The sequence below is a fragment of the Streptomyces sp. NPDC053076 genome, assembly GCF_044546845.1.
In the GTDB taxonomy this organism is placed as follows: domain Bacteria; phylum Actinomycetota; class Actinomycetes; order Streptomycetales; family Streptomycetaceae; genus Streptomyces.
The window spans coordinates 37003-54267 of record NZ_JBITZL010000018.1 but is presented as its reverse complement, the minus strand read 5'-3'; the positions used below and the strand labels follow the sequence as shown (position 1 = coordinate 54267).

Genomic DNA, 17265 nt, shown 5'->3' with positions numbered 1-17265 from the left:
GGGGGGCGCCCCCCCCGCCGTCAAAGCGCCCCCCCGCCCCCCCCCAAGGACCCCCACCCCCCGGCTCTCGGGGGGGGTGGGCGGGGGGGGGGCGGCGGCCCCCCCCCCCCCCGGGGGGGGGCGCCCCCCCCCACGTTTCGACGTCAGCACGCGCACGGTGCGGCGTGACCTTCGCACCGCCGACGGCCGGTGGTACCTCATCGCCTGGTGCCGCACCCGGCGGGCCGGTCGGGGCTTCCGGCTGGACCGGCCCGCCGCAGCGGTTCCCACGGGTGAGCAGGCGCGCCCCCACGACCTGGCCGAGCACGGCGACATCGGCGGGTAGCGCCCGGTGTCGACGTAGGAGGTGTCCAGAACGATGGAGAGTTCGCCTGCGTTCAGGTAGCGCCACGTGCGGCGTGCGGGCAGCCGCTTGACCAGGAACCAACGCACCAGGGTGCCGATCCCGGTGCGCACGGCGGCCACCACTGCACTGAGAATCTACCGGCGGATTCTCAACGGCATGGTGTTCAAGATCCGTACCGGGATCACCTGGCGGGACCTGCCCGAACGCTACGGTCCCTGGAAGACGGTTCACACACACAGGACGCACCGGGTGCCAAGGGTTCAACAGGGCGGCCCTCGGAACCTGCGGAAACGCCGCGTTCACGTCGATGGGAATCAGTGGTAACAACCGCTTCCTAGTGTGACCGGCCCTGGGGCCGGAGCCGTACGCAGGGGTGTGGCAAGGACCATGACGGCCCGTCGGCTCCCCCCCCGTCCTGCCGATGACGCCACGCGGGACTCTCCACCACTTCGCAGCACCCGCACCCAGCCCCACCGGGAGGCGTGACATGAGCACAACCGGATCACGACTGACGACGACGGACACGACGGGGACCGCCGCCCGCCAAGCGGTCAAAGAGACGCTGGAGGACTACACCCTCCGCTTCGCGCCCCGCAGTTACCGCCGCTGGACCCCCATGGTCGTGGCAACCACGGCCCTTGGCGGCATCGCGTACATGGCCGACTTCTCCATCGGCGCCGGCATCGGCCTGACCCATGGCACCGGCAACGCGCTCGTGGCCATCGCGGTCGCCGCGGTCGTCATCTTCCTCACGGGCTTCCCGCTCGCCTACTACGGTGCCCGCTACAACATCGACCTCGACCTGATCACCCGCGGCTCCGGCTTCGGCTACTACGGCTCGGTCCTCACCAGTGTCATCTTCGCCAGCTTCACCTTCATCTTCTTCGCCCTCGAAGGCTCGATCATGGCCCAGGGCCTCAAGCTCGGCCTCGGACTGCCGCTGTGGCTGGGCTACGCCGTCTCCACGCTCATGGTCATCCCCCTGGTCATCTACGGCATGAAGGCGCTCAGCAAGCTCCAGGTGTGGACCACACCGATCTGGCTGCTGCTGATGGTCGGCCCGCTGGTCTACCTGATCGCCACCGACCGGGGCACCGTGAACCGGTTCCTCTCCTACGCCGGCACGGACGGCAACGGTGGCGTCAACACCGCTTCCGTCCTCCTCGGCGCGGGCGTCTGCCTCTCCCTCATCGCGCAGATCGGCGAGCAGATCGACTACCTGCGCTTCATGCCGCCCAAGACCGAAGCCAACAAGCGCGCCTGGTGGACCGCCGTGGTCATGGCCGGCCCCGGCTGGGTGGTGCTCGGCGCGCTGAAGCAGGCCATCGGAGTCTTCCTCGCCGTCTACATCCTGGCCGAGGTCGGGCCGGCTGCCGCGACCGAGCCGATCCAGCAGTTCCGCGGCGCCTTCGACGCGATGATGCCGTCCTGGATGGTCGTTCCGCTGGCCGTGGCCCTGGTGGTCATCAGCCAGATCAAGATCAACGTGACCAACGCGTACTCCGGTTCACTGGCGTGGACGAACTCCTTCACCCGCGTCACCAAGCACTACCCCGGTCGCATGGTCTTCGTCCTGGTCAACCTGGGCTTCGCGCTTGCCCTGATGGAAGCCGACATGTTCAGTTTCCTCAACAGCATCCTGAGCTTCTACTCGAACTGCGCGATCGCCTGGGTGGTCACCGTGGCCACCGACATCGGCGTCAACAAGTACCTGCTGAAGCTGTCCCCGCTGCGGCCGGAGTTCCGCCGCGGCATGCTCCACGCGATCAACCCGGTGGGCGTCGTGGCCTTCGTCGCGGCCTCCGGCATGTCCATCGCCATGTACTTCCACGTCCTCGGCGACACCCTCCAGCCGTACTCGCCTGTGGCCGCGGCCGTCATCGCCTTCGCCCTCACCCCGCTGATGGCCGTCGTCACCAAGGGCAGGTACTACCTGCGCCGCACCGACGACGGCATCCCGGAGCCACTGCTCGACGCGGACGGCAACCCGAGCGCGGTCACCCTCGACTGCCACGTGTGCCACCAGCTTTACGAGCGCCCGGACCTGACCGCCTGCGCCACCCACGACGCCATGGTCTGCTCGCTGTGCCTGAGCACGGACAAGATCAGCGACCACGTGCTACCCGCCACCGCGTAGACGGCCCGCCGTCTGCTCCCGGGTGAGGACGAGCCTCACCGGATGCCCGACATGGCGTGCCGCCAGCGCGGCCAGGGCGGGGTGCGCCCAGATCATGGCCTTGCAGCCGAAGCTGCCTCCGACGAAGTGGGAGATCACGCGCACCTTCGAAGGGATCAGGCCCAGCAACGCCGCCACGGTGAGCTGAGTGGCGGCCACGCCCTGCGTGGCGTCGTAGAGGGTGAGCTGATCACCGTCCCACATCGCCGTGGTGGCCGACGGCTCGATCGGGTTGTGATTGTTGGCCGCGTAGGTGTACGTGGCGTCGATGCGCACATCGGCCTGGGCGAGACCGGCCTCGATGTCGCCGCGGACGTTCCGGCCGGGTATGAAGCCGGCGAAGATGGCATCCGGCTCGTAAGCCCGGTCCCGTCCTTGGTCCAAGGTCGTCAGCGACGGTGTCTGCTGGCAGACGACGTGGACCAGCGCCGCGGCGTGCTGGGCCCGCTCCCAGGTGTCGGCCACCACGACGGCGACCGGCTGGCCCGCGTAGTGAACGGTGGCGTCCTGCATCGGGAAGAACGTCTGCCCCGGGGCCGGCAGCCCGGCCAGCGAAGGGATCAGCGGAGGCTGTGCCGCGACCGCCGTGAGGTTCTCGTGGGTGAGGATCGCCAGCACCCCGCCGGCCCGCACGGCCTCCCTGCTGTCGATGTGTTCGACGCGCCCGCCGGCCACCCGGGCACCGACCAGTACGGCGTGGACCATGCCGGGCAACGGTATGTCGGCCGAGTAGTGGGCGCCGCCGGTCACCTTGCGGCGGCCGTCGACCCGGTCCATCGGCGCTCCGACGGCGACTGCGGTGGTCATGACCGGTACTCCGGGGTGGTGAGGGTCTCCAGGGCGCGGATCATCGTCCGCTGCGCCAGTTCGACCTTGAACGCGTTCAGCGGGGTGGTGCGGGCCGGAGCCATCTCGGCCCGCGCGGCCCGGACGAAGGCATCCCGGTCGGCAGGTGCACCACGCAGTACTTCCTCCGCCCGCCGGGCTCGCCACGGCTTGGTCGGTGGAGAAGCGGCCGGCGCCGGGACAGCGGAAGAACTCGAGAGCGACGCCTGTGGCCTGCGAGAGGTGTGACTGTGCCTGGTCGGAGATCGCAGGTCAGGTCGGTCCGGCGGCGGAGGCGCGGCGCTTCACTGATCCTCTTGCGGGGCCGGACTGAAAGGTCCATCGAGTCGTCCCTCAACCTCAACTCTAGCTTTACACTCACTCGACCCCCGCGTCGGTGCGCAGCCGGGTTCCAGGCCGCGAAACACCGTCTGCGCTCTTCCACAGGGGCAGCAGCCCCCAGCCTGAGAGCGCCGCCCGTCTTCGAAGCGTGGTCAATCCGATCGGCACAGGCGTGTAGAGTGGAGTTACCGACGCGGGGTGGAGCAGCTCGGTAGCTCGCTGGGCTCATAACCCAGAGGTCGCAGGTTCAAATCCTGTCCCCGCTACGAGACGAAGGGGCCGGCAACCGCCGGCCCCTTCGAAGTTCTGGCACGGTGCCTCCGTGCCTCCTGGGAGCAGATCGCAACGCCACCGTGCATGGGCCAGGTCACCGCGCGCGACAAACGCCCGCCCCTCGCCCGCCGAGCCTCCGGGACCCAACGGGCTTTCCCACGGGTCAGAGCATCAGCAGCAGCCGCGTGTTCGGTACGAGCTTCCTGTTCACGCTGGTGCTCTGCACGAAGATCGTGAAGTCGTCGTTGTCGTCAGGCTTGACGCGAACTTCCGCGTCCGGCAGCCCGAGCAGGGCTCGGGCCTCGGGCCCTGTGTACACCCGGTCCGTCTTCTTCTCCAGCACCGCGATCTGCTTCCGGGCCTGTATCTTCTCCGACTTGCTCAGCTGGTAGAACGCGCCACCGGTACGGTAGGTGTGCCCGCTCTCGACGACCCACTCCCGGATCGCCGCGTCACGGGCCACCGCGATCAGCTGGTACTGCGACGGATCCGCCGGGGTGAGGCCGGCCGCCTTGATGGTGTCCTTGTTGACCGCCTCCGCACCCATCGAGAACACCGCGCGCGATCCCCGGATGCCCTGGCTGCGGCCCACCATGAACTTCTCCGTGGCCTGCTGGATGACCTGCCCGGCGTCCTCCAGGCCCTGGGTACTCGTGGCGTCCCAGATGGCGATGTTGTCCTTCGGGAAGCCGCACTGCATGGCTTCGCGCTTGCCCATCTGGTCCGGCACGAGGACGGCCAGCGTCCAGTTGTCCTGCTGTGTCTCGATCATCTGGGCCACGGCCTCGACCAGTTCACGCGGATCCCTGGCAGGAGCATCCGGGCAGCGATGACTCGCGTTCTCCTGCCCGTCGGTGAGCACGAACGTCAGGAAGCTGTGGTCGCCGTACAGTTGAGCTGTCTGCGCCAGCTCTCGCTGTGACTTCAGTGCCGCCGCCAGCAGAGCCGTCATTCCACCGACCCGGTAGAGCTGCTTCAGCGACGGCATCCGCAGCACGTCCTTGTCGTAGATGACGCACTCCACCGTGTCCGCGAAGACGTACACCGTGACACGGGTCTCCTGGTCCAGTTCCCTCGACCGGCGGGCGAGATACGCGATCTGCTGGTCGGCGACTTCGACGACCTTGCGGCTCAGGTGTGACATGGACGAACTGGCATCCAGCACAAGAGCGACGTGGTTGATGTAGTTCTGGTTCCCGGACATGACAGCTCCCCCTCGTTTCCGACTCGATGCTCCTACCGTCTCACGCACCACTGACAATCGATCTTGGCTCCCCGCCCGGCTGAACGGACCCCGCCTCCGGCTACCGGGTCGGCCGTCCGGTCGCGGCCGAGCCCATTTCCGGCTTCCCGGCTTCCCGGCGGCTCGGCAGTTCGGCAGCTCGGCGGAACGGCAGTTCGGTGACTCGGTGGGACGGCGTTTCGTGCGCCTTCCCGCCCCGCCCGATGCCTAGGCTCGGCCCGTGGGGCAGCCGGAGCAGCGCGCCGAGGGCGCGGGACCGTTCATCACGAGGCGGACGTGGCACCTGCCCGGTGGCGGCATGGAGGTGTGGGAGTCACGGATGGCGCGGCGACGCGGAGCGCTCGTCGTCCGTTCGCCCGGTGCGACGCAGAGCCGCCAGGTCCGTGCGGACGCCGTCGCAGTCGGCCGGTTGCGCAGGCTCAACGCCATCGCCGCTGTCGCCTTCATCGTCGGCGGTGCCCTCTTCGCGGCAGGCGCCGCTGTCGCCCTGTTCGGTTCCGGCGACGCGACCGAGTGCGCGTCGATCTACTTCGCGGGCGGTCTGTTCTTCAACACCGGCGGTTACGTGTCGCTTCTCCAGGCGATCAACGCACCCCGCCACGACGCCGTCGGCACGGGCCGGCTCGCCACCCGCGGCTGGCGGTGGTGGAGCTACGAGCCGATGCGGGTGGACTGGCTGAGCACGGCCGTCCTCTTCGTGGGCACGCTGGTCTTCGCCGTCAACCTGCTGGACTCCTTCATGCGGGGCCTGAGTGTCCAGCAGGTCGACCGGCTGATCTGGGTGCCCGACGTGGTCGGCTGTGTGCTGTTCCTCGTCTCGGGACACCTGGGCTTCGTCGAGATCTGCCACGGCCGGCCCTGCCTGCGCCCGCGCGGTCTCGGCTGGTGGATCGTCGCCGTGAACCAGCTCGGCTCCGTCCTGTTCATGGTCTCGGCACTCGCCGCCTACACCCGCCCTGCCACCGGCAGCCTGATCAGCGCCGACATCGCCAACTGGGGCACGCTCACCGGGGCGCTGTGCTTCTGGATGGCCGGCGTCCTCCAACTCTACGAACACCCCTAGGCGCGTGCTGCCGCACAGCGGCTGCGTGCGTGCTGCCGGACAGTGGCACCTCGTCACTCGGGAGCGGCGAGGTCCCTACGGACGAGGATTCCGGAACTCGGTGGCGGTGAGTTCCTGTTGCAGATGCAGGCGTCCGTCTGCTTGATGCCGAGACGGATCTGCTCCTGTTTCTGTACGAGATCACCCCGGTGCTGGTAGTCGGGGTCCTTCTGCAGCCGCCAGCTACCGTGACGCACCTATGTTTCCCGGAACCCCACACGAAGGCGATGCCCCGTCCTAGGGTTCAGGACGTACACACCGCGCACGGCGAGGGCGCCCATCCGGCACCGCCTGCTCGGGCGAGGCTCACCGGCCGGTCACCCGTAGTAGGACCATGCTTGGTTGGCCGCACCGGAGATACACCCCCAGAGCTGGACCTTCGTCCCGTAGTTGGGGATGGTGTTGGCGTCCGCGTCGAGGCAGGTGTTGGATGCGAGGTTGCGCAGGGTGTTGCCCGAGGGCCACCACACCTGGTTCCGGCCACCCGTGCACGCCCAGAGCTGGACCTTGGTCCCGTTGCTGGGGATGGTGTTGGCATCCGCGTCGAGACACTGGAAGCCCTGGCCGGTCTGGACGTAGTAGTAGCCGGTGGAGACGACGGAGAAGTACCAGACCTGGTTGTCGTTGCCGTTGCAGCCCCACAGCTGCGCCTTGGTCCCGTTGTTGGGGAGGGTGCTGGCGTCCGCGTCGAGACACAGGTTGCCGGTCGCCCGGCTGGTGATCCGCCGGTAGCGGTACATGATCCAGTCCGCCGACTTCCCTGCGGCGTGGGCCTTCGCGACCGGAGGAGAGGGCAGTTCGTCGAGCGAGGAGATGTCCACGATTCGGGGGCCCGCCACCGTACGGGCCAGGGCCGACGCTTCGACCGGCCTGGCCGCACCCAGGGTCAGGGCGAGGCAGGCGGCGCCCATGGCGGTGGCGACACGCAGACGGGTCCGGGCGTTCCGCCGTAACCGGTGTCGGGACAGGAAGCCTCTGTCGGTGGCACTGTCGGTGGCACTGTCGGTGGCACTGTCGGAGGCGGGTGAGGTGAGGAGTCGACGCATTGGGGTGTTCCCCTTCTCGATCGCAGGGCCGCTCACACGTTCGGCCCGCCGGCGGACGCCCGCACGCTCGGAGGGAGCCGTGTGCCCGCCCGAGGCCGCCCAGGCACTCTGTTACTGCCCGGGGCCGGACGCCGCGACAGCCCGCGCCACTCTCACGGGGGACCCCGTCACCTCCACGCGCCCCCACCCCACTCCCCAGTGCCCCGGCGGCGCCCAAGCCGCGGCAGCCGACCGGCTCACTCCTCGTCCGGACACGCCTCATGCGTGCGAGCGGCAGGAAGCCTCGGACGGTCTCGGGGACGGCGGACCAGGGGAGAAACGCTGCCCGGCCCGCCCGACGTCCTGTACGCGGCAGCGCGCCCGTGAGAACAACGCCCGCCCCCAGGGGGCTGGGTCCCGGCGCGTGAAGATCCGAGCAGGGGGCGTTCACGACCTTGGCTCCCGGCGGCGGATCTTGAGCGCCGCGCGCTCGGCGGCGCGGGGGTTCATGAAACCCGGGACGTGGAGGGGGGAGGACCCGCTTCCCGGGCCGCCGGAGAGGTCCTTGAGGGGTGAGCCGGGTCGGTGAGAGGTGGTGACCGCTCGTCGTGCGGTCGGCGCGGGTGCGACGGGGTTGGGGAGAGGGATGCCGGTGTGTCATGAAGGCATGTGAAGTTTCAGTGGGGGTAGTCGGGGCATGGTCGCCTGCCCGGGTGACTTCCGACCAGGGGGGTACCTCGTTGAAGTCAACAGCTCGCCGCCGAGCCAAGAGACTTGGCTTCGCCTCCATCGCCGCCGTCACGCTGCTGTCCTTCACCGGTTCGGCACAGGCGGCACCTCCGGTGCCGGGGCGGACCGCCACCGCTGCCGAGCTGACCGACGCGACGCTCGGTTACCGCGCCGACAGTCAGGCGGACAGCCTCGTCACGGGGGCCACGGCGGCCCCGCCCTACAAGAAGCTGTGGTCACGGGACTTCGGGACTGTCGTCTCGGCGCCGGTCGCGGTCGGCGACAAGGTGTACGCCGTCGTCAACGCGGACGACGGCACCGAGGGCGGCCCGCGCATGATGCTGATCGGCCTGGAGGCCGCCACCGGCAAGGACCTGTGGCCGGCCGTCCTTCTGGAGCACAACGAGACCCAGGCCGGGGTGTCGTACGGAGGCGGCCTGCTCTACACGCAGACCTCGCGCGGCACCATCGCCGCCTGGGATCCCGCTACCGGACGGCAGAGGTGGTCGGTGACCCTCGACTCGGCGTCCATGCAGTATCCGCCCGTCTGGTACGACGGAATGCTCTACCTCCAGGACGGCACCGGCACGGCGCTGGCGCTGCGCGCCGACACCGGTGCCCGGGTGTGGACGGCGCCACTTTCCCAGTACTCCTGGGTCCCGACCGTCGTGAACGCCTCCGGCGTGTGGATCGGCTTCGACGGTATCGGCTGGCACCACTTCGACCTCAAGACCGGCGCCGAACTGCATCGCTTCCAGGTACCCGACGTCTCGGGCGCCTACGGCAACCCGGTCGTCCTGGGCGCCGGAGCGGCCTGGATGCGCAGCAGCGACAGCGACGACGAGACGGTCACCGCCTATGACCAGAAGACCGGCGCAGCCGTGCGGAAGCTGCCCGCGGACGCGACCCCGGTCTTCGGTCCGGGCCGGGTGTACGTCGCCTATCGTGGCAAGGTCAGGGCGCTCAGCACCAGCACGTACAAGGCTGCCTGGACCTACAGCAGTTCCGTGGACGCGGCCACCGTGCGCCTCGTGGCCAACGGCTACGTGTACGTGGAGGACGCCGACGGACGCCTCGTCGTGCTCGACCAGAGGACGGGCAAGGTGGCCTGGTCGTACCGGCGGTACCCCGCGCCGCCGCCCATGTCACCCATCATCGCCGAGGAGGACTGGCGTGGTTTCGTCGTCCCCGGCATCGCCACGGCCAAGGCGCGGCTCTTCGTGCCCGGAGCCGAAGGCACCCTGATCGCCTTCGGCAAGCAATAGCACGGTCGCACCTCCGGCAGGCCGCAGCAGCGTCGTGTGAGCTGCGCCCGTCCGCATGGTGCGTGTGCGCTTCGAGGCGGGTGCCGGTCGGCACCCGCCTCACCCGCGTCGGTGGCTCGTCCGGGCCCGCGTCCGGCGTCAGAAGATGACGTCCGTGCGCCGACCCGTCTTGCCGCTTCCCAGCAGACGCTACGAAAGAGCGTCACGTCAGTCGCCGAAACCGGTTCGTCGCAGTGACCCCGGAACCCGGTCACTCCACGTTCCAGCCGCATCGACGCTTCTCCTTCCCGCCCAAGCAGCGAGCCACGGCTAGAACAATGGTTGGACACGACCTGGCCGAGTGCGTTGGTGATCGGCACCGCGCTACAGACGCCACCCGGAGCGTCGGAGGCGGTGCTGTCGTCCATGGCCGAACCGGAGAGCGTGGAGTCGCTACCGTCAGGTTCTGTCGGACCGGTTGCGGATCCCGTAGTGCCAGTGAGCGGACACGCGGTGGTCCTCTTCGCGGCCGGGGCCGAGCGGGCCCACGAGTTCGTAGGCCCCATCCGTGCGCGGGTCGTCGCGGACGGCGAGGGCGTAGGCCGCCTCCAGCCGCAGGCTCTGATCCTCCTCGTCCAACAGAGCGGCGAGAGCCTCCGTGACGGCGGCCGTCCGGTCGTGGGAGCCGGAGAGGGATTCGGCGGCACGGCGCCGGACGTCGAGGTCCGGGTCCCGGAGCAGGGCGAGCAGGGTCTCCCGGGTCGCCGGGGTCAGATCGCGCGGGTCGGCGAGGACCTGGGCGACGACGTACCGGACCTTGGAGTCCGGGTCTTGCGCCAGGGCGAGCAGAGTGGCGGCGGCGGCCTCGCTCCGTGGGGCCCCGAGCAGGCAGTACGGCACCTCTCGGCGCACGCGCGGGTTCGGATGGCCGGCGTAGCGGAATCCGACGGCCTCCTGGTCGGGGTGGTCGTAGTCCGTGTAGACGTCCAGGACGCCGGCGAGCACCTCGTCGTCCGGCTCGTCGAGCGCCCAGTCCGCCAGGAAATCGACGTCCCGCGCGGTGTCCGGACGGTCGTGGAAGCCCGCCAGGAAGTGCCGGGACGACATCACTGCGGCGAGCAACCGGCGGTGGACGGGATCGGGGTGGTGGCGCAAGGCCGCCAGGTCCGACCATGCCTGCGGGCTCTTGCGGAAGGCGAGGGCGTAGCTGACGGTAAACCAGTTGGCGTGCAGCTCGTCCGAGTGGGGGACGGCTCGTGCCACCAGCTCCGCCACCGGCCGCAGGACGCCGAACGCCCGCTCCAGGTCGGTGAGGACGCCGCTGTGGCCCGCCCGGACGGTGACCCCGCCCAGGGAGACCTCCTCGACGTCCGTGTACTCGTCATCCTTCACCAGTCGCCGGGTGGCCGGCCCCGGCGCCCCCGTGCGGCGGCGCAGTTCCTCGGTTTCCCCCGTCTCGTACCAGCTCCGAGCGAGGTCGAGCAGCCGCTTTCGCTCGGCCTCGGCGATCCGCAGCCGCGGGTCCTTGCCGAGGGCGGCGCCGACCAGCGCCGGGGAGCCGAGGTCGACGGCCCGTAGGAGCGGTGTCGTACCGTCCGGCAGTACGACGTCCGAGTCGGCGCCGCTGCCGGTCAGGGCATCGGCGGTCTCGTGGTCGAACCCGCCCACGGCGGCGCAGAGCAACGGGAGGCCGTCGGGGCCTGAAGTGTTCGGATCGGCGCCGTCCTGCAGACATGCCCGTACCGCGCGAGGGTCCTTGGCGAGCACGGCTGCCACAAGCTGCTCGTCCACGTCATTCGGGTTGCTCATGCCGTGCCCCGGTGCGCTCATCTACCCCCCTGGTGATCGGCTGGACAGCACGCTATCCGACGCCGGGCGCAGATCACTTGGGGGAGCGGGGGTGCGCGGCCGAAACCCCCCGGGGGGTGGGGCGTGCTCGCCGCGTACGCTCGGCCGCATGCCCCGTTCTTCGAAGAAGCCCCGCCGGCTCGTCGCCGACGGGCGAACCTATATGTGGACGGTCCGCCACGGACGCTGTGTGCTGGAGAACGGCGGCTGTCGCAAGACCCTCACCCTGCGCGCTCATCCGTCGGGCACCGGCGGCCTGCTGCGATTCGTCTTCGACGAGGGCCCCGGCCGGTACGTCTCGGGTTTCACCACGGGGTCGGGGGAGGTGGGGGCCGTCGGCGTCGGCGCCTTGAACCTGCACGAACCGGGCACCGTACGGTACTTGCTCGACATGGCGCTGGCCCGCGGGTGGAAACCGGGGGAGAGGCAGGAGGTGAGGGTCGACGGCTGGACCTTCCTGGAGGCGGCGGTCGCCGCACGCGGCTGAAGCCACGACCGCGTCGCGACCACGCTCGACGAGTTCTCCTTCCTCTGGCCTCTGCCCCGGCGAATCCATGCGGTCACAGCACTACCAGGCGTCACGGCGTCGGTCCCGGACCTCGGGGAGTCGCTCGAAGCCGGCCGACGCGTAGGTGGCGACGGCGACGGCATGGGAGCTCGGCGTACAGACGACGCGCTTGATGAGCCCAGTTCCTGGAGTGAGACCGCCGCGGCGATGGTGATCGCTCTGCCGTAGCCCTGACCGCGATGTCGCCGGTGAACGCCCATCGGCTCCGTGAGGTCGCGGCGCAACGGCGTCCACGGCTCGTCGGCATCCAGGCCGTCTTCGGGCAGCAGGTCTTGGACCAGCGCGCCCATCGGCGTCTCGACGCACGCCTTCCCCTCCTCCAGTACGCCGCGTTCCGGCCCGATCACGTCCGCGACCAGCTGCTGTGCCAGCTCCTCGTCGCCCTGGGCGTCCGCCGCGCCGGCAGTCCGTACCCGGTTTCCGGCCGGCCGGGGTGGTGGGGATCCGGACTCCGCCGCCCAGTCCACCCGAAACATGCTGCTGTACCGTGCCGTGGCGGACCCGGACAGCGCCTGGGCCGCGGACACGTCCATGGTGTTGCCGGCCGACGCGGGCGAGGACCCCAGCCAGTACCTGTACGCGTCGGGTTGCGGCACCACATCGTGCGTGGTGACGGGCAGTTACTACACCGACCCGGCCTTCCAGCAGTACCAAGGCGTCATGTGGGCACGGACGGCAGGGTGAGCGCCGGGCGAGCGCCAAGGCCCGATGCCCACCGTTCTCATCCGCGCCGGCGCCGAGCCGGCCGTAGGGGCCGCAACCGAGACGGACCGACGGGTGCCGGCTGTAGGTGACGCAGCGAAGATCGCGGAGGAACTGAGGCACCACATCAGGCTGGTGACCGGATGAGTGCGGGTCTCGTCGACGACCTGGTGCCGCATCAGGCGATGTTCGCCCGTAGTTTCCCGTCCGTTGCGCCGATCTGTGAGCCGGTGGCCTCGTCGCGTTTCCCGGAGCTGACGGAGAGCTCAGACGACTTTGGTCAAGAACTCGATCCCTCATGTATCCCGTCCGGCAAAGACGCTGGATCGTTGAGCGCATCCCGCCTTACGGTGACGTCATGAGCGATCACTCGGAAGCGCCTGTCGCGCCCGTCGAGGCATATGAGCCCCCCTACTACGTGGCTGTCTTCACTTCGGTGCGGACTCAGGACCAGAGCGGCTACAGCGAGACCAATGGACGCATGGAAGACTTGGTGAAGAACGTCCCTGGGTTCCTGGGGATGGACCATGCGCAGACTCCTGGCGGGCTGGGCATCACTGTCGGGTACTTCCGCGACGCCGACGCCCTCGCGGAGTGGCGGAGCAACGCCGAGCATCGCGCGGCGCAGAAGCGTGGGCAAGCCGAGTGGTACCAGAGCTACACGCTGCATGTGGCGAAAGTGGAGCGGAGTCACGGGTTCACGCGAGCGTAGGTCACGCAGGGGCCGACAGCACGCTGACAATCCGAAGTCACCTCCTGGTCCCGCAAGTGCCGTCCCGCCATGCTGTCCGGGTGGCAGAACGAGTGCGCGTCCGCGAGATCGATGACGCCGAGGGGCAACGCCCGCTGCGGATCATCCGCAGGGGTGCCGGCTCGGTGGTGACCTGGCGGCGGGCCCAGATGGTGCTGCTGTCCGCCCAGGGCATGCCGGTGGCGAAGATCGCCGAAGTGACGTTCACCGTCCTGCAGGCACGGCACTCGTCAACGCCGCGTACGTGCCGTTCACTCCGGCGAACGTCTCCCGCACGAGGCGGGCGTTGAGCCAGGGATCGTCGAGGGCGAGCAGCGCCGGGACGACCACGTCCGGGACGACCTCGGCGACACCCGCGACGACATCACCGCCGTCGCCGTCCTCACGCCTCAGCACGGGCGGACATGACGGCCTACGTTGGTCACGGAGCGGCATGTTGTACCCATAACATGATGAGCCGTATGCCCGTTTATAGAGTGCTTGCCTGCCTCGGGCCAGATGTCGGATGTGGTGTTCCGGTGAGGCTTTCCGGGGCAGGTTGCATGGATGAGGGTGCCTGCGGGACGGTTGCCGTAAGACATCTGTTTTCCATGGCAGGAAGGTGGTGAGGTGCGCACGATGCGTGCCTCCATTTGTGACTGCTTCCCGCGGTTCTCCCGCCCGTGCGCCCGATGCCGACGTCACAGTCGGCGCCACCGGGGCTGAGGCCCCCTACCCTGTGCTGGTCGTGGACCGGCACGGCAACCTCATGCGGATCAACGGGGCGGCCCTGGATGTTCTGCCGGACGCCGCCAGCGGCGACCGGCTGCAGAAGAAGGCGCCGTCCTGGCTGGTGGATGCCCACCAGCGCATCGCTTCCGGGACGTCCGACACTGACGCCGCCCCTTCGGCCGGAGACATCAACGACCGTCACTTCGAGGCGCACGCAACCATCGGCGACGACGGTGACGTGGTGTGGTGGCTGGTCGACGACACCGACCGGCACCTGGCCGAGACGGCGCTGAACGAGGCCCGACTGCGCTCCGAGGTTCTCGCCGCAGCCTCCAACGCCCTCCTGTCCACACTGAACGTGCCGCGCTGCATGGAGGTGGCTGCTTCCATGGCCGCGGAACATCTCGCTGAAGCCGCCGTCCTCGTCTCCCCGCCCCAGGGGCGGCGCCACGCGCTGACCTTCGCCCGCCGGGGCGGTCCGGTCACGCAGACCACGCGGCAGGTCGACGTCGCGGACGTGCCCGGGCTCAGGGATGCGCTGCAGGGCTTCCCGCCCGTGCCCGCCCGCTGGATAAACCCCGCTGACATCCCCGACTGGATGATCCCGGCCGGCTTCGTCGGTCCCGTCGGCTCCGTCATCGTCACGCCCCTTCCCGGACACGGTGTACCCGCGGGCGCGCTGATCCTCCTGCGCTCCAGTACGGAGCAGGCATTCACCGAGGGCGAGGAGGTCTTCGCCCGCCTTTTCGCCGCCCGCGCCGGCGCCGCTCTCTCCGCCGCCCGCTTGTACACGGAGCAGGCGTCGATCACCGCCACGCTGATGCGCGAGCTGCTGCCGCCGACGCTGACCAGCGTGCACGGCATCGAGTACGCGGGAAGCTACCGGGCGTCCAACGACCACGACCGGGTGGGCGGCGACTTCTACGACGTCCACCCCGGCGCCGGCCCGTCCGAGGAGACCCTCGTCGTCCTGGGCGACGTCGCCGGCAAGGGCCTGGACGCCGCCGTGCTGACCGGAAAGATCCGCAACACCCTCCACGCCCTGCTGCCCCTGGCCGACGACCACGAGCGAGTCCTGAACCTGCTCAACGGCGCCCTGCTCACCTCCCACCACACGCGCTTCGCCACCCTGGTACTCGCCTCCGTGTGCCGCCGGGCAGGCCGGGTACACCTGCGACTGACCAGCGCCGGCCATATGCCACCGCTCGTCGTCCGCGCCGACGGCACGGTGGAAGAGATCCCCACCCGCGGCACCCTGGTCGGTGCACTGCCGTCCGTGGAGGCGCACACGGCACGGACGGTGCTCGCGCCGGGAGAGACGTGCCTGCTCTACACCGACGGCATCACCGAGGCCCGCGGTGGCCCGCTCGGCGATGAGTTCTTCGGTGAACGCCGCCTGAAGCGGGCCCTTGCCGAGTGCGCGGGCATGCCGGCGGAAGCGGTCATCGAACGGGTGCAGATGCTGGCCGCCCAATGGCTGGGCACAGGCAGGCACGACGACATGGCCACAGTGGCCATCAGTGCCCCGAAGACCGGCTCGCTGACCTTCGTCGACGGGCACGCGAGCGCCCCGGAGAGCAGGAGGAACAAGTGAGTCACCCCACTGCGACGGCCACTCTGGCGGAGCGGCTGTGGCAGGCAGTGGCCGACGGCGACGAACGCACGGCCGCCCAGACCGTGCACGACGCTCTCGTCGGCGGTCTGGGGGAGGAGACACTGCTGCTGGAGGTGATCGCCCTGGTCCAGGAGAAGGTCGGCGTCGAATGGGCCGCCGACCGGATAACCGTGGCCCAGGAGCACGCCGCAACCGCGATCAACGAACGGGTCGTGACGTCGTTGGCGCATCACCGTCACCGCGCCGGCGGCGCACATCCCCCTCAGCACCAGGGCCGGGTCACGGTGAGCTGCGTGGACGGCGAGTGGCACGCCTTTCCCGCCCGGCTCGTCGCCGAGGTGCTGACCCTGCGCGGTTGGCAGGTCGACTTCCTCGGCGCCCAGACCCCGACCACGCACCTGATCGCGCATCTGCACCAGACCAATCCCGCCGCCGTCCTGCTGTCCGGCTCGCTCCCCACCCACCTGCCCACCGCACACGCCGCCATCACCGCCTGCCAGGCCGTCGGCGTTCCCGTCCTGGCCGGCGGCCGCGCCTTCGGCACCGACGGCCGTTACGCCCGGGCACTCAGGGCCGACCGATGGGCGGCCGACGCACGCGGCGCCGTCGCCGTCCTGGAGGCGGGCATGAAGCGGCCGGATGCCTCAGCGAACCGGCAGGCGGTGGACGACCTGCCACACCTTGCCGACCAGGAGTACACGCTGGTCGTCCAGACGCGGCCGCAACTCGTCAAGCAGACGCTGGCCGACCTGGAGACCCGCTTTCCGGCCCTGCGCGACTACAGCGACGACCAGCGCGAGCGCACCGCGGAAGACATCGCCCACATCGTCGACTTCCTGGCGGTCGCCCTCTACGTCGACGACGCCGAACTGTTCACCACGTTCCTCACCTGGACCGCCGACATCCTCCAGGCCCGGCGCGTCCCCGTCCACTCCCTGCTCACCGGACTGGACATCCTGGCCGGCCAACTGCGCGACTTCCCCCGCACCCTCAGCATGCTCCGCGAGGGCACCGCCGCCCTGGACGAGAGCTGCCGCACCCGCCCTGTCCCCGGTCCCGGCCCGCAGGCATGACCACTTCGCCCCCTGCCGAGTTCACCCTCATCGTCCGGCGTGAGCCTGCCACCCTGACCGTACGGGTCGGCGGAGAGCTCGACTACGACACGAGCGAGGACCTGGTCGAAGCGATCACCCGGAACCTTACGGGCCAGGAGACGCCGCCGCGTGCCGTGCGGCTCGACTTCCAGACACTGACGTGGATCGATTCCTCGGGGCTCTCAGCCCTGCTGATGGTTCACCGCCGCACCCGCGTTCTCGGCGCCACCCTGCACCTGGACAATCGGCCGGACGTTCTGGAACGCATGCTTCACGTCACCAACGTGCTGGACCACCTCACGAGCCCGGCCACCCTCGTGGAAGGCGGGAATGCCGAGGAGGAAGACGGCATCAGCGGGGCGAGCGCCACCTGACCGGGCAGGCGCCACGTGTGCGTGCGGGCGAGCCATGGCATCGGGGCAGGGGAGAGGCCCACGTCCCTGGACGCCGGGATCGCCGCCGCCCGGGGACGTGGAACCGGGCATCCGGCCGGCTCAGGCCGGTCCCGTCGTCGTTGCGCTCGCACGCGCTACGGCCCGACGGTCCCTCGGAGCCCGCGGTCGACGCCGTCGCCCTGGCTGTCCGTCCTCACCTGGGTGAGCGGGGCGCCGGCCGGGTGACCGCCGCCCTCCGCCCCGCTGAACGGTCCGGTCACGAAGCCGCTCGTGCGG

The 17265-nt window shown here is 69.9% G+C and carries 16 protein-coding genes, 1 tRNA gene and 3 pseudogenes; 13 read left to right on the top strand and 7 right to left on the bottom strand.

The annotated features are described in order from the left end of the window. The first annotated feature begins 157 nt into the window (after positions 1-157). The 3 genes and pseudogenes from ACIGYR_RS38305 (at position 158) to ACIGYR_RS38295 (ending at position 2483) form a co-directional block, all read left to right on the top strand. Positions 158-325, top strand: coding sequence for a WYL domain-containing protein (locus ACIGYR_RS38305; RefSeq protein WP_399602199.1), 168 nt, complete (start codon positions 158-160; stop codon positions 323-325). Between the two features lie 147 nt (positions 326-472). Beyond that, positions 473-577 (top strand): annotated as a pseudogene (locus ACIGYR_RS38300) (transposase); the annotation flags it as partial. Positions 578-833: 256 nt separating this feature from the next. Then, positions 834-2483, top strand: a complete 1650-nt coding sequence (locus tag ACIGYR_RS38295; protein WP_399602202.1) for a purine-cytosine permease family protein — start codon at positions 834-836, stop codon at positions 2481-2483. Here the strand turns inward: ACIGYR_RS38295 and ACIGYR_RS38290 are convergent. Next, positions 2466-3329, bottom strand: a complete 864-nt coding sequence (locus tag ACIGYR_RS38290) for a xanthine dehydrogenase family protein molybdopterin-binding subunit (protein ID WP_399602204.1) — start codon at positions 3327-3329, stop codon at positions 2466-2468. The genes ACIGYR_RS38295 and ACIGYR_RS38290 overlap by 18 nt on opposite strands. A 552-nt stretch (positions 3330-3881) precedes the next feature. On the opposite strand from ACIGYR_RS38290, the gene ACIGYR_RS38285 reads away from it, so the two are divergent. Further along, a tRNA-Met gene (locus ACIGYR_RS38285) sits at positions 3882-3955 on the top strand. A 170-nt stretch (positions 3956-4125) separates the two neighbouring features. Here the strand turns inward: ACIGYR_RS38285 and ACIGYR_RS38280 are convergent. Further along, entirely contained in the window at positions 4126-5166 is a 1041-nt protein-coding gene (locus ACIGYR_RS38280; protein ID WP_399602206.1) for a vWA domain-containing protein, read from the bottom strand. 259 nt (positions 5167-5425) lie between these two features. Between ACIGYR_RS38280 and ACIGYR_RS38275 the strand changes: the two genes are divergently transcribed. After that, complete coding sequence (locus ACIGYR_RS38275) at positions 5426-6268, top strand: hypothetical protein (RefSeq protein WP_399602209.1); 843 nt, start codon at positions 5426-5428, stop codon at positions 6266-6268. Between the two features lie 53 nt (positions 6269-6321). Here the strand turns inward: ACIGYR_RS38275 and ACIGYR_RS38270 are convergent, their stop codons facing one another. Together ACIGYR_RS38270 and ACIGYR_RS38265 are read right to left on the bottom strand one after the other, a co-directional pair. Then, on the bottom strand, positions 6322-6504 hold the full coding sequence (locus ACIGYR_RS38270; protein WP_399602211.1) for a hypothetical protein: 183 nt from the start codon (positions 6502-6504) through the stop codon (positions 6322-6324). A gap of 120 nt (positions 6505-6624) precedes the next feature. Continuing rightward, a complete protein-coding gene (locus ACIGYR_RS38265; RefSeq protein WP_399602214.1) occupies positions 6625-7353 on the bottom strand; it encodes an RICIN domain-containing protein in 729 nt (242 codons plus the stop codon). A gap of 719 nt (positions 7354-8072) precedes the next feature. Between ACIGYR_RS38265 and ACIGYR_RS38260 the strand changes: the two genes are divergently transcribed. After that, positions 8073-9326 (top strand): PQQ-binding-like beta-propeller repeat protein, encoded by a 1254-nt coding sequence (locus tag ACIGYR_RS38260; protein WP_399602215.1) that lies wholly within the window; start codon positions 8073-8075, stop codon positions 9324-9326. Between the two features lie 438 nt (positions 9327-9764). Here ACIGYR_RS38260 and ACIGYR_RS38255 read toward each other — a convergent pair whose 3' ends face one another. Beyond that, entirely contained in the window at positions 9765-11114 is a 1350-nt protein-coding gene (locus ACIGYR_RS38255; protein ID WP_399602218.1) for a HEAT repeat domain-containing protein, read from the bottom strand. A gap of 148 nt (positions 11115-11262) precedes the next feature. Between ACIGYR_RS38255 and ACIGYR_RS38250 the strand changes: the two genes are divergently transcribed. After that, positions 11263-11640, top strand: a complete 378-nt coding sequence (locus ACIGYR_RS38250) for a hypothetical protein (RefSeq protein WP_399602221.1) — start codon at positions 11263-11265, stop codon at positions 11638-11640. 81 nt (positions 11641-11721) lie between these two features. On the opposite strand, the pseudogene ACIGYR_RS38245 reads toward ACIGYR_RS38250, so the two are convergent. After that, positions 11722-12134 (bottom strand): annotated as a pseudogene (locus ACIGYR_RS38245) (GNAT family N-acetyltransferase); the annotation flags it as partial. Between the two features lie 61 nt (positions 12135-12195). Between ACIGYR_RS38245 and ACIGYR_RS38240 the strand changes: the two are divergent. From ACIGYR_RS38240 to ACIGYR_RS38230, 3 genes and pseudogenes are all read left to right on the top strand, one after another. Then, positions 12196-12405: a hypothetical protein gene (locus ACIGYR_RS38240; RefSeq protein WP_399602223.1), complete on the top strand. Its 210-nt coding sequence runs from the start codon at positions 12196-12198 to the stop codon at positions 12403-12405. 376 nt (positions 12406-12781) lie between these two features. After that, entirely contained in the window at positions 12782-13135 is a 354-nt protein-coding gene (locus ACIGYR_RS38235; protein ID WP_391836944.1) for an antibiotic biosynthesis monooxygenase family protein, read from the top strand. A gap of 80 nt (positions 13136-13215) precedes the next feature. Further along, positions 13216-13383 (top strand): annotated as a pseudogene (locus ACIGYR_RS38230) (IS630 family transposase); the annotation flags it as partial. Here ACIGYR_RS38230 and ACIGYR_RS38225 read toward each other — a convergent pair. Continuing rightward, positions 13379-13570: a hypothetical protein gene (locus tag ACIGYR_RS38225; RefSeq protein ID WP_399602376.1), complete on the bottom strand. Its 192-nt coding sequence runs from the start codon at positions 13568-13570 to the stop codon at positions 13379-13381. The pseudogene ACIGYR_RS38230 and the gene ACIGYR_RS38225 overlap by 5 nt on opposite strands. 238 nt (positions 13571-13808) lie before the next feature. On the opposite strand from ACIGYR_RS38225, the gene ACIGYR_RS38220 reads away from it, so the two are divergent. Genes ACIGYR_RS38220 through ACIGYR_RS38210 form a run of 3 tightly spaced genes read left to right on the top strand, consistent with a single transcriptional unit; the run spans position 13809 to position 16968 of the window. Then, entirely contained in the window at positions 13809-15479 is a 1671-nt protein-coding gene (locus ACIGYR_RS38220) for a PP2C family protein-serine/threonine phosphatase (protein ID WP_399602226.1), read from the top strand. Beyond that, positions 15476-16573, top strand: coding sequence for a B12-binding domain-containing protein (locus ACIGYR_RS38215; RefSeq protein ID WP_399602229.1), 1098 nt, complete (start codon positions 15476-15478; stop codon positions 16571-16573). The genes ACIGYR_RS38220 and ACIGYR_RS38215 overlap by 4 nt, the downstream gene beginning before the upstream one ends. Further along, on the top strand, positions 16570-16968 hold the full coding sequence (locus ACIGYR_RS38210; RefSeq protein WP_391836939.1) for an STAS domain-containing protein: 399 nt from the start codon (positions 16570-16572) through the stop codon (positions 16966-16968). The genes ACIGYR_RS38215 and ACIGYR_RS38210 overlap by 4 nt, the downstream gene beginning before the upstream one ends. Positions 16969-17265: the final 297 nt, after the last annotated feature.

Coding starts and splice junctions, on each gene's coding strand:
- ACIGYR_RS38295 (WP_399602202.1), top strand. CDS start 834: ATGAGCACAACCGGATCACGACTGACGACGACGGACACGACGGGGACC.
- ACIGYR_RS38290 (WP_399602204.1), bottom strand. CDS start 3,329: ATGACCACCGCAGTCGCCGTCGGAGCGCCGATGGACCGGGTCGACGGC.
- ACIGYR_RS38280 (WP_399602206.1), bottom strand. CDS start 5,166: ATGTCCGGGAACCAGAACTACATCAACCACGTCGCTCTTGTGCTGGAT.
- ACIGYR_RS38265 (WP_399602214.1), bottom strand. CDS start 7,353: ATGCGTCGACTCCTCACCTCACCCGCCTCCGACAGTGCCACCGACAGT.
- ACIGYR_RS38255 (WP_399602218.1), bottom strand. CDS start 11,114: ATGAGCAACCCGAATGACGTGGACGAGCAGCTTGTGGCAGCCGTGCTC.
- ACIGYR_RS38250 (WP_399602221.1), top strand. CDS start 11,263: ATGCCCCGTTCTTCGAAGAAGCCCCGCCGGCTCGTCGCCGACGGGCGA.
- ACIGYR_RS38240 (WP_399602223.1), top strand. CDS start 12,196: ATGCTGCTGTACCGTGCCGTGGCGGACCCGGACAGCGCCTGGGCCGCG.
- ACIGYR_RS38235 (WP_391836944.1), top strand. CDS start 12,782: ATGAGCGATCACTCGGAAGCGCCTGTCGCGCCCGTCGAGGCATATGAG.
- ACIGYR_RS38210 (WP_391836939.1), top strand. CDS start 16,570: ATGACCACTTCGCCCCCTGCCGAGTTCACCCTCATCGTCCGGCGTGAG.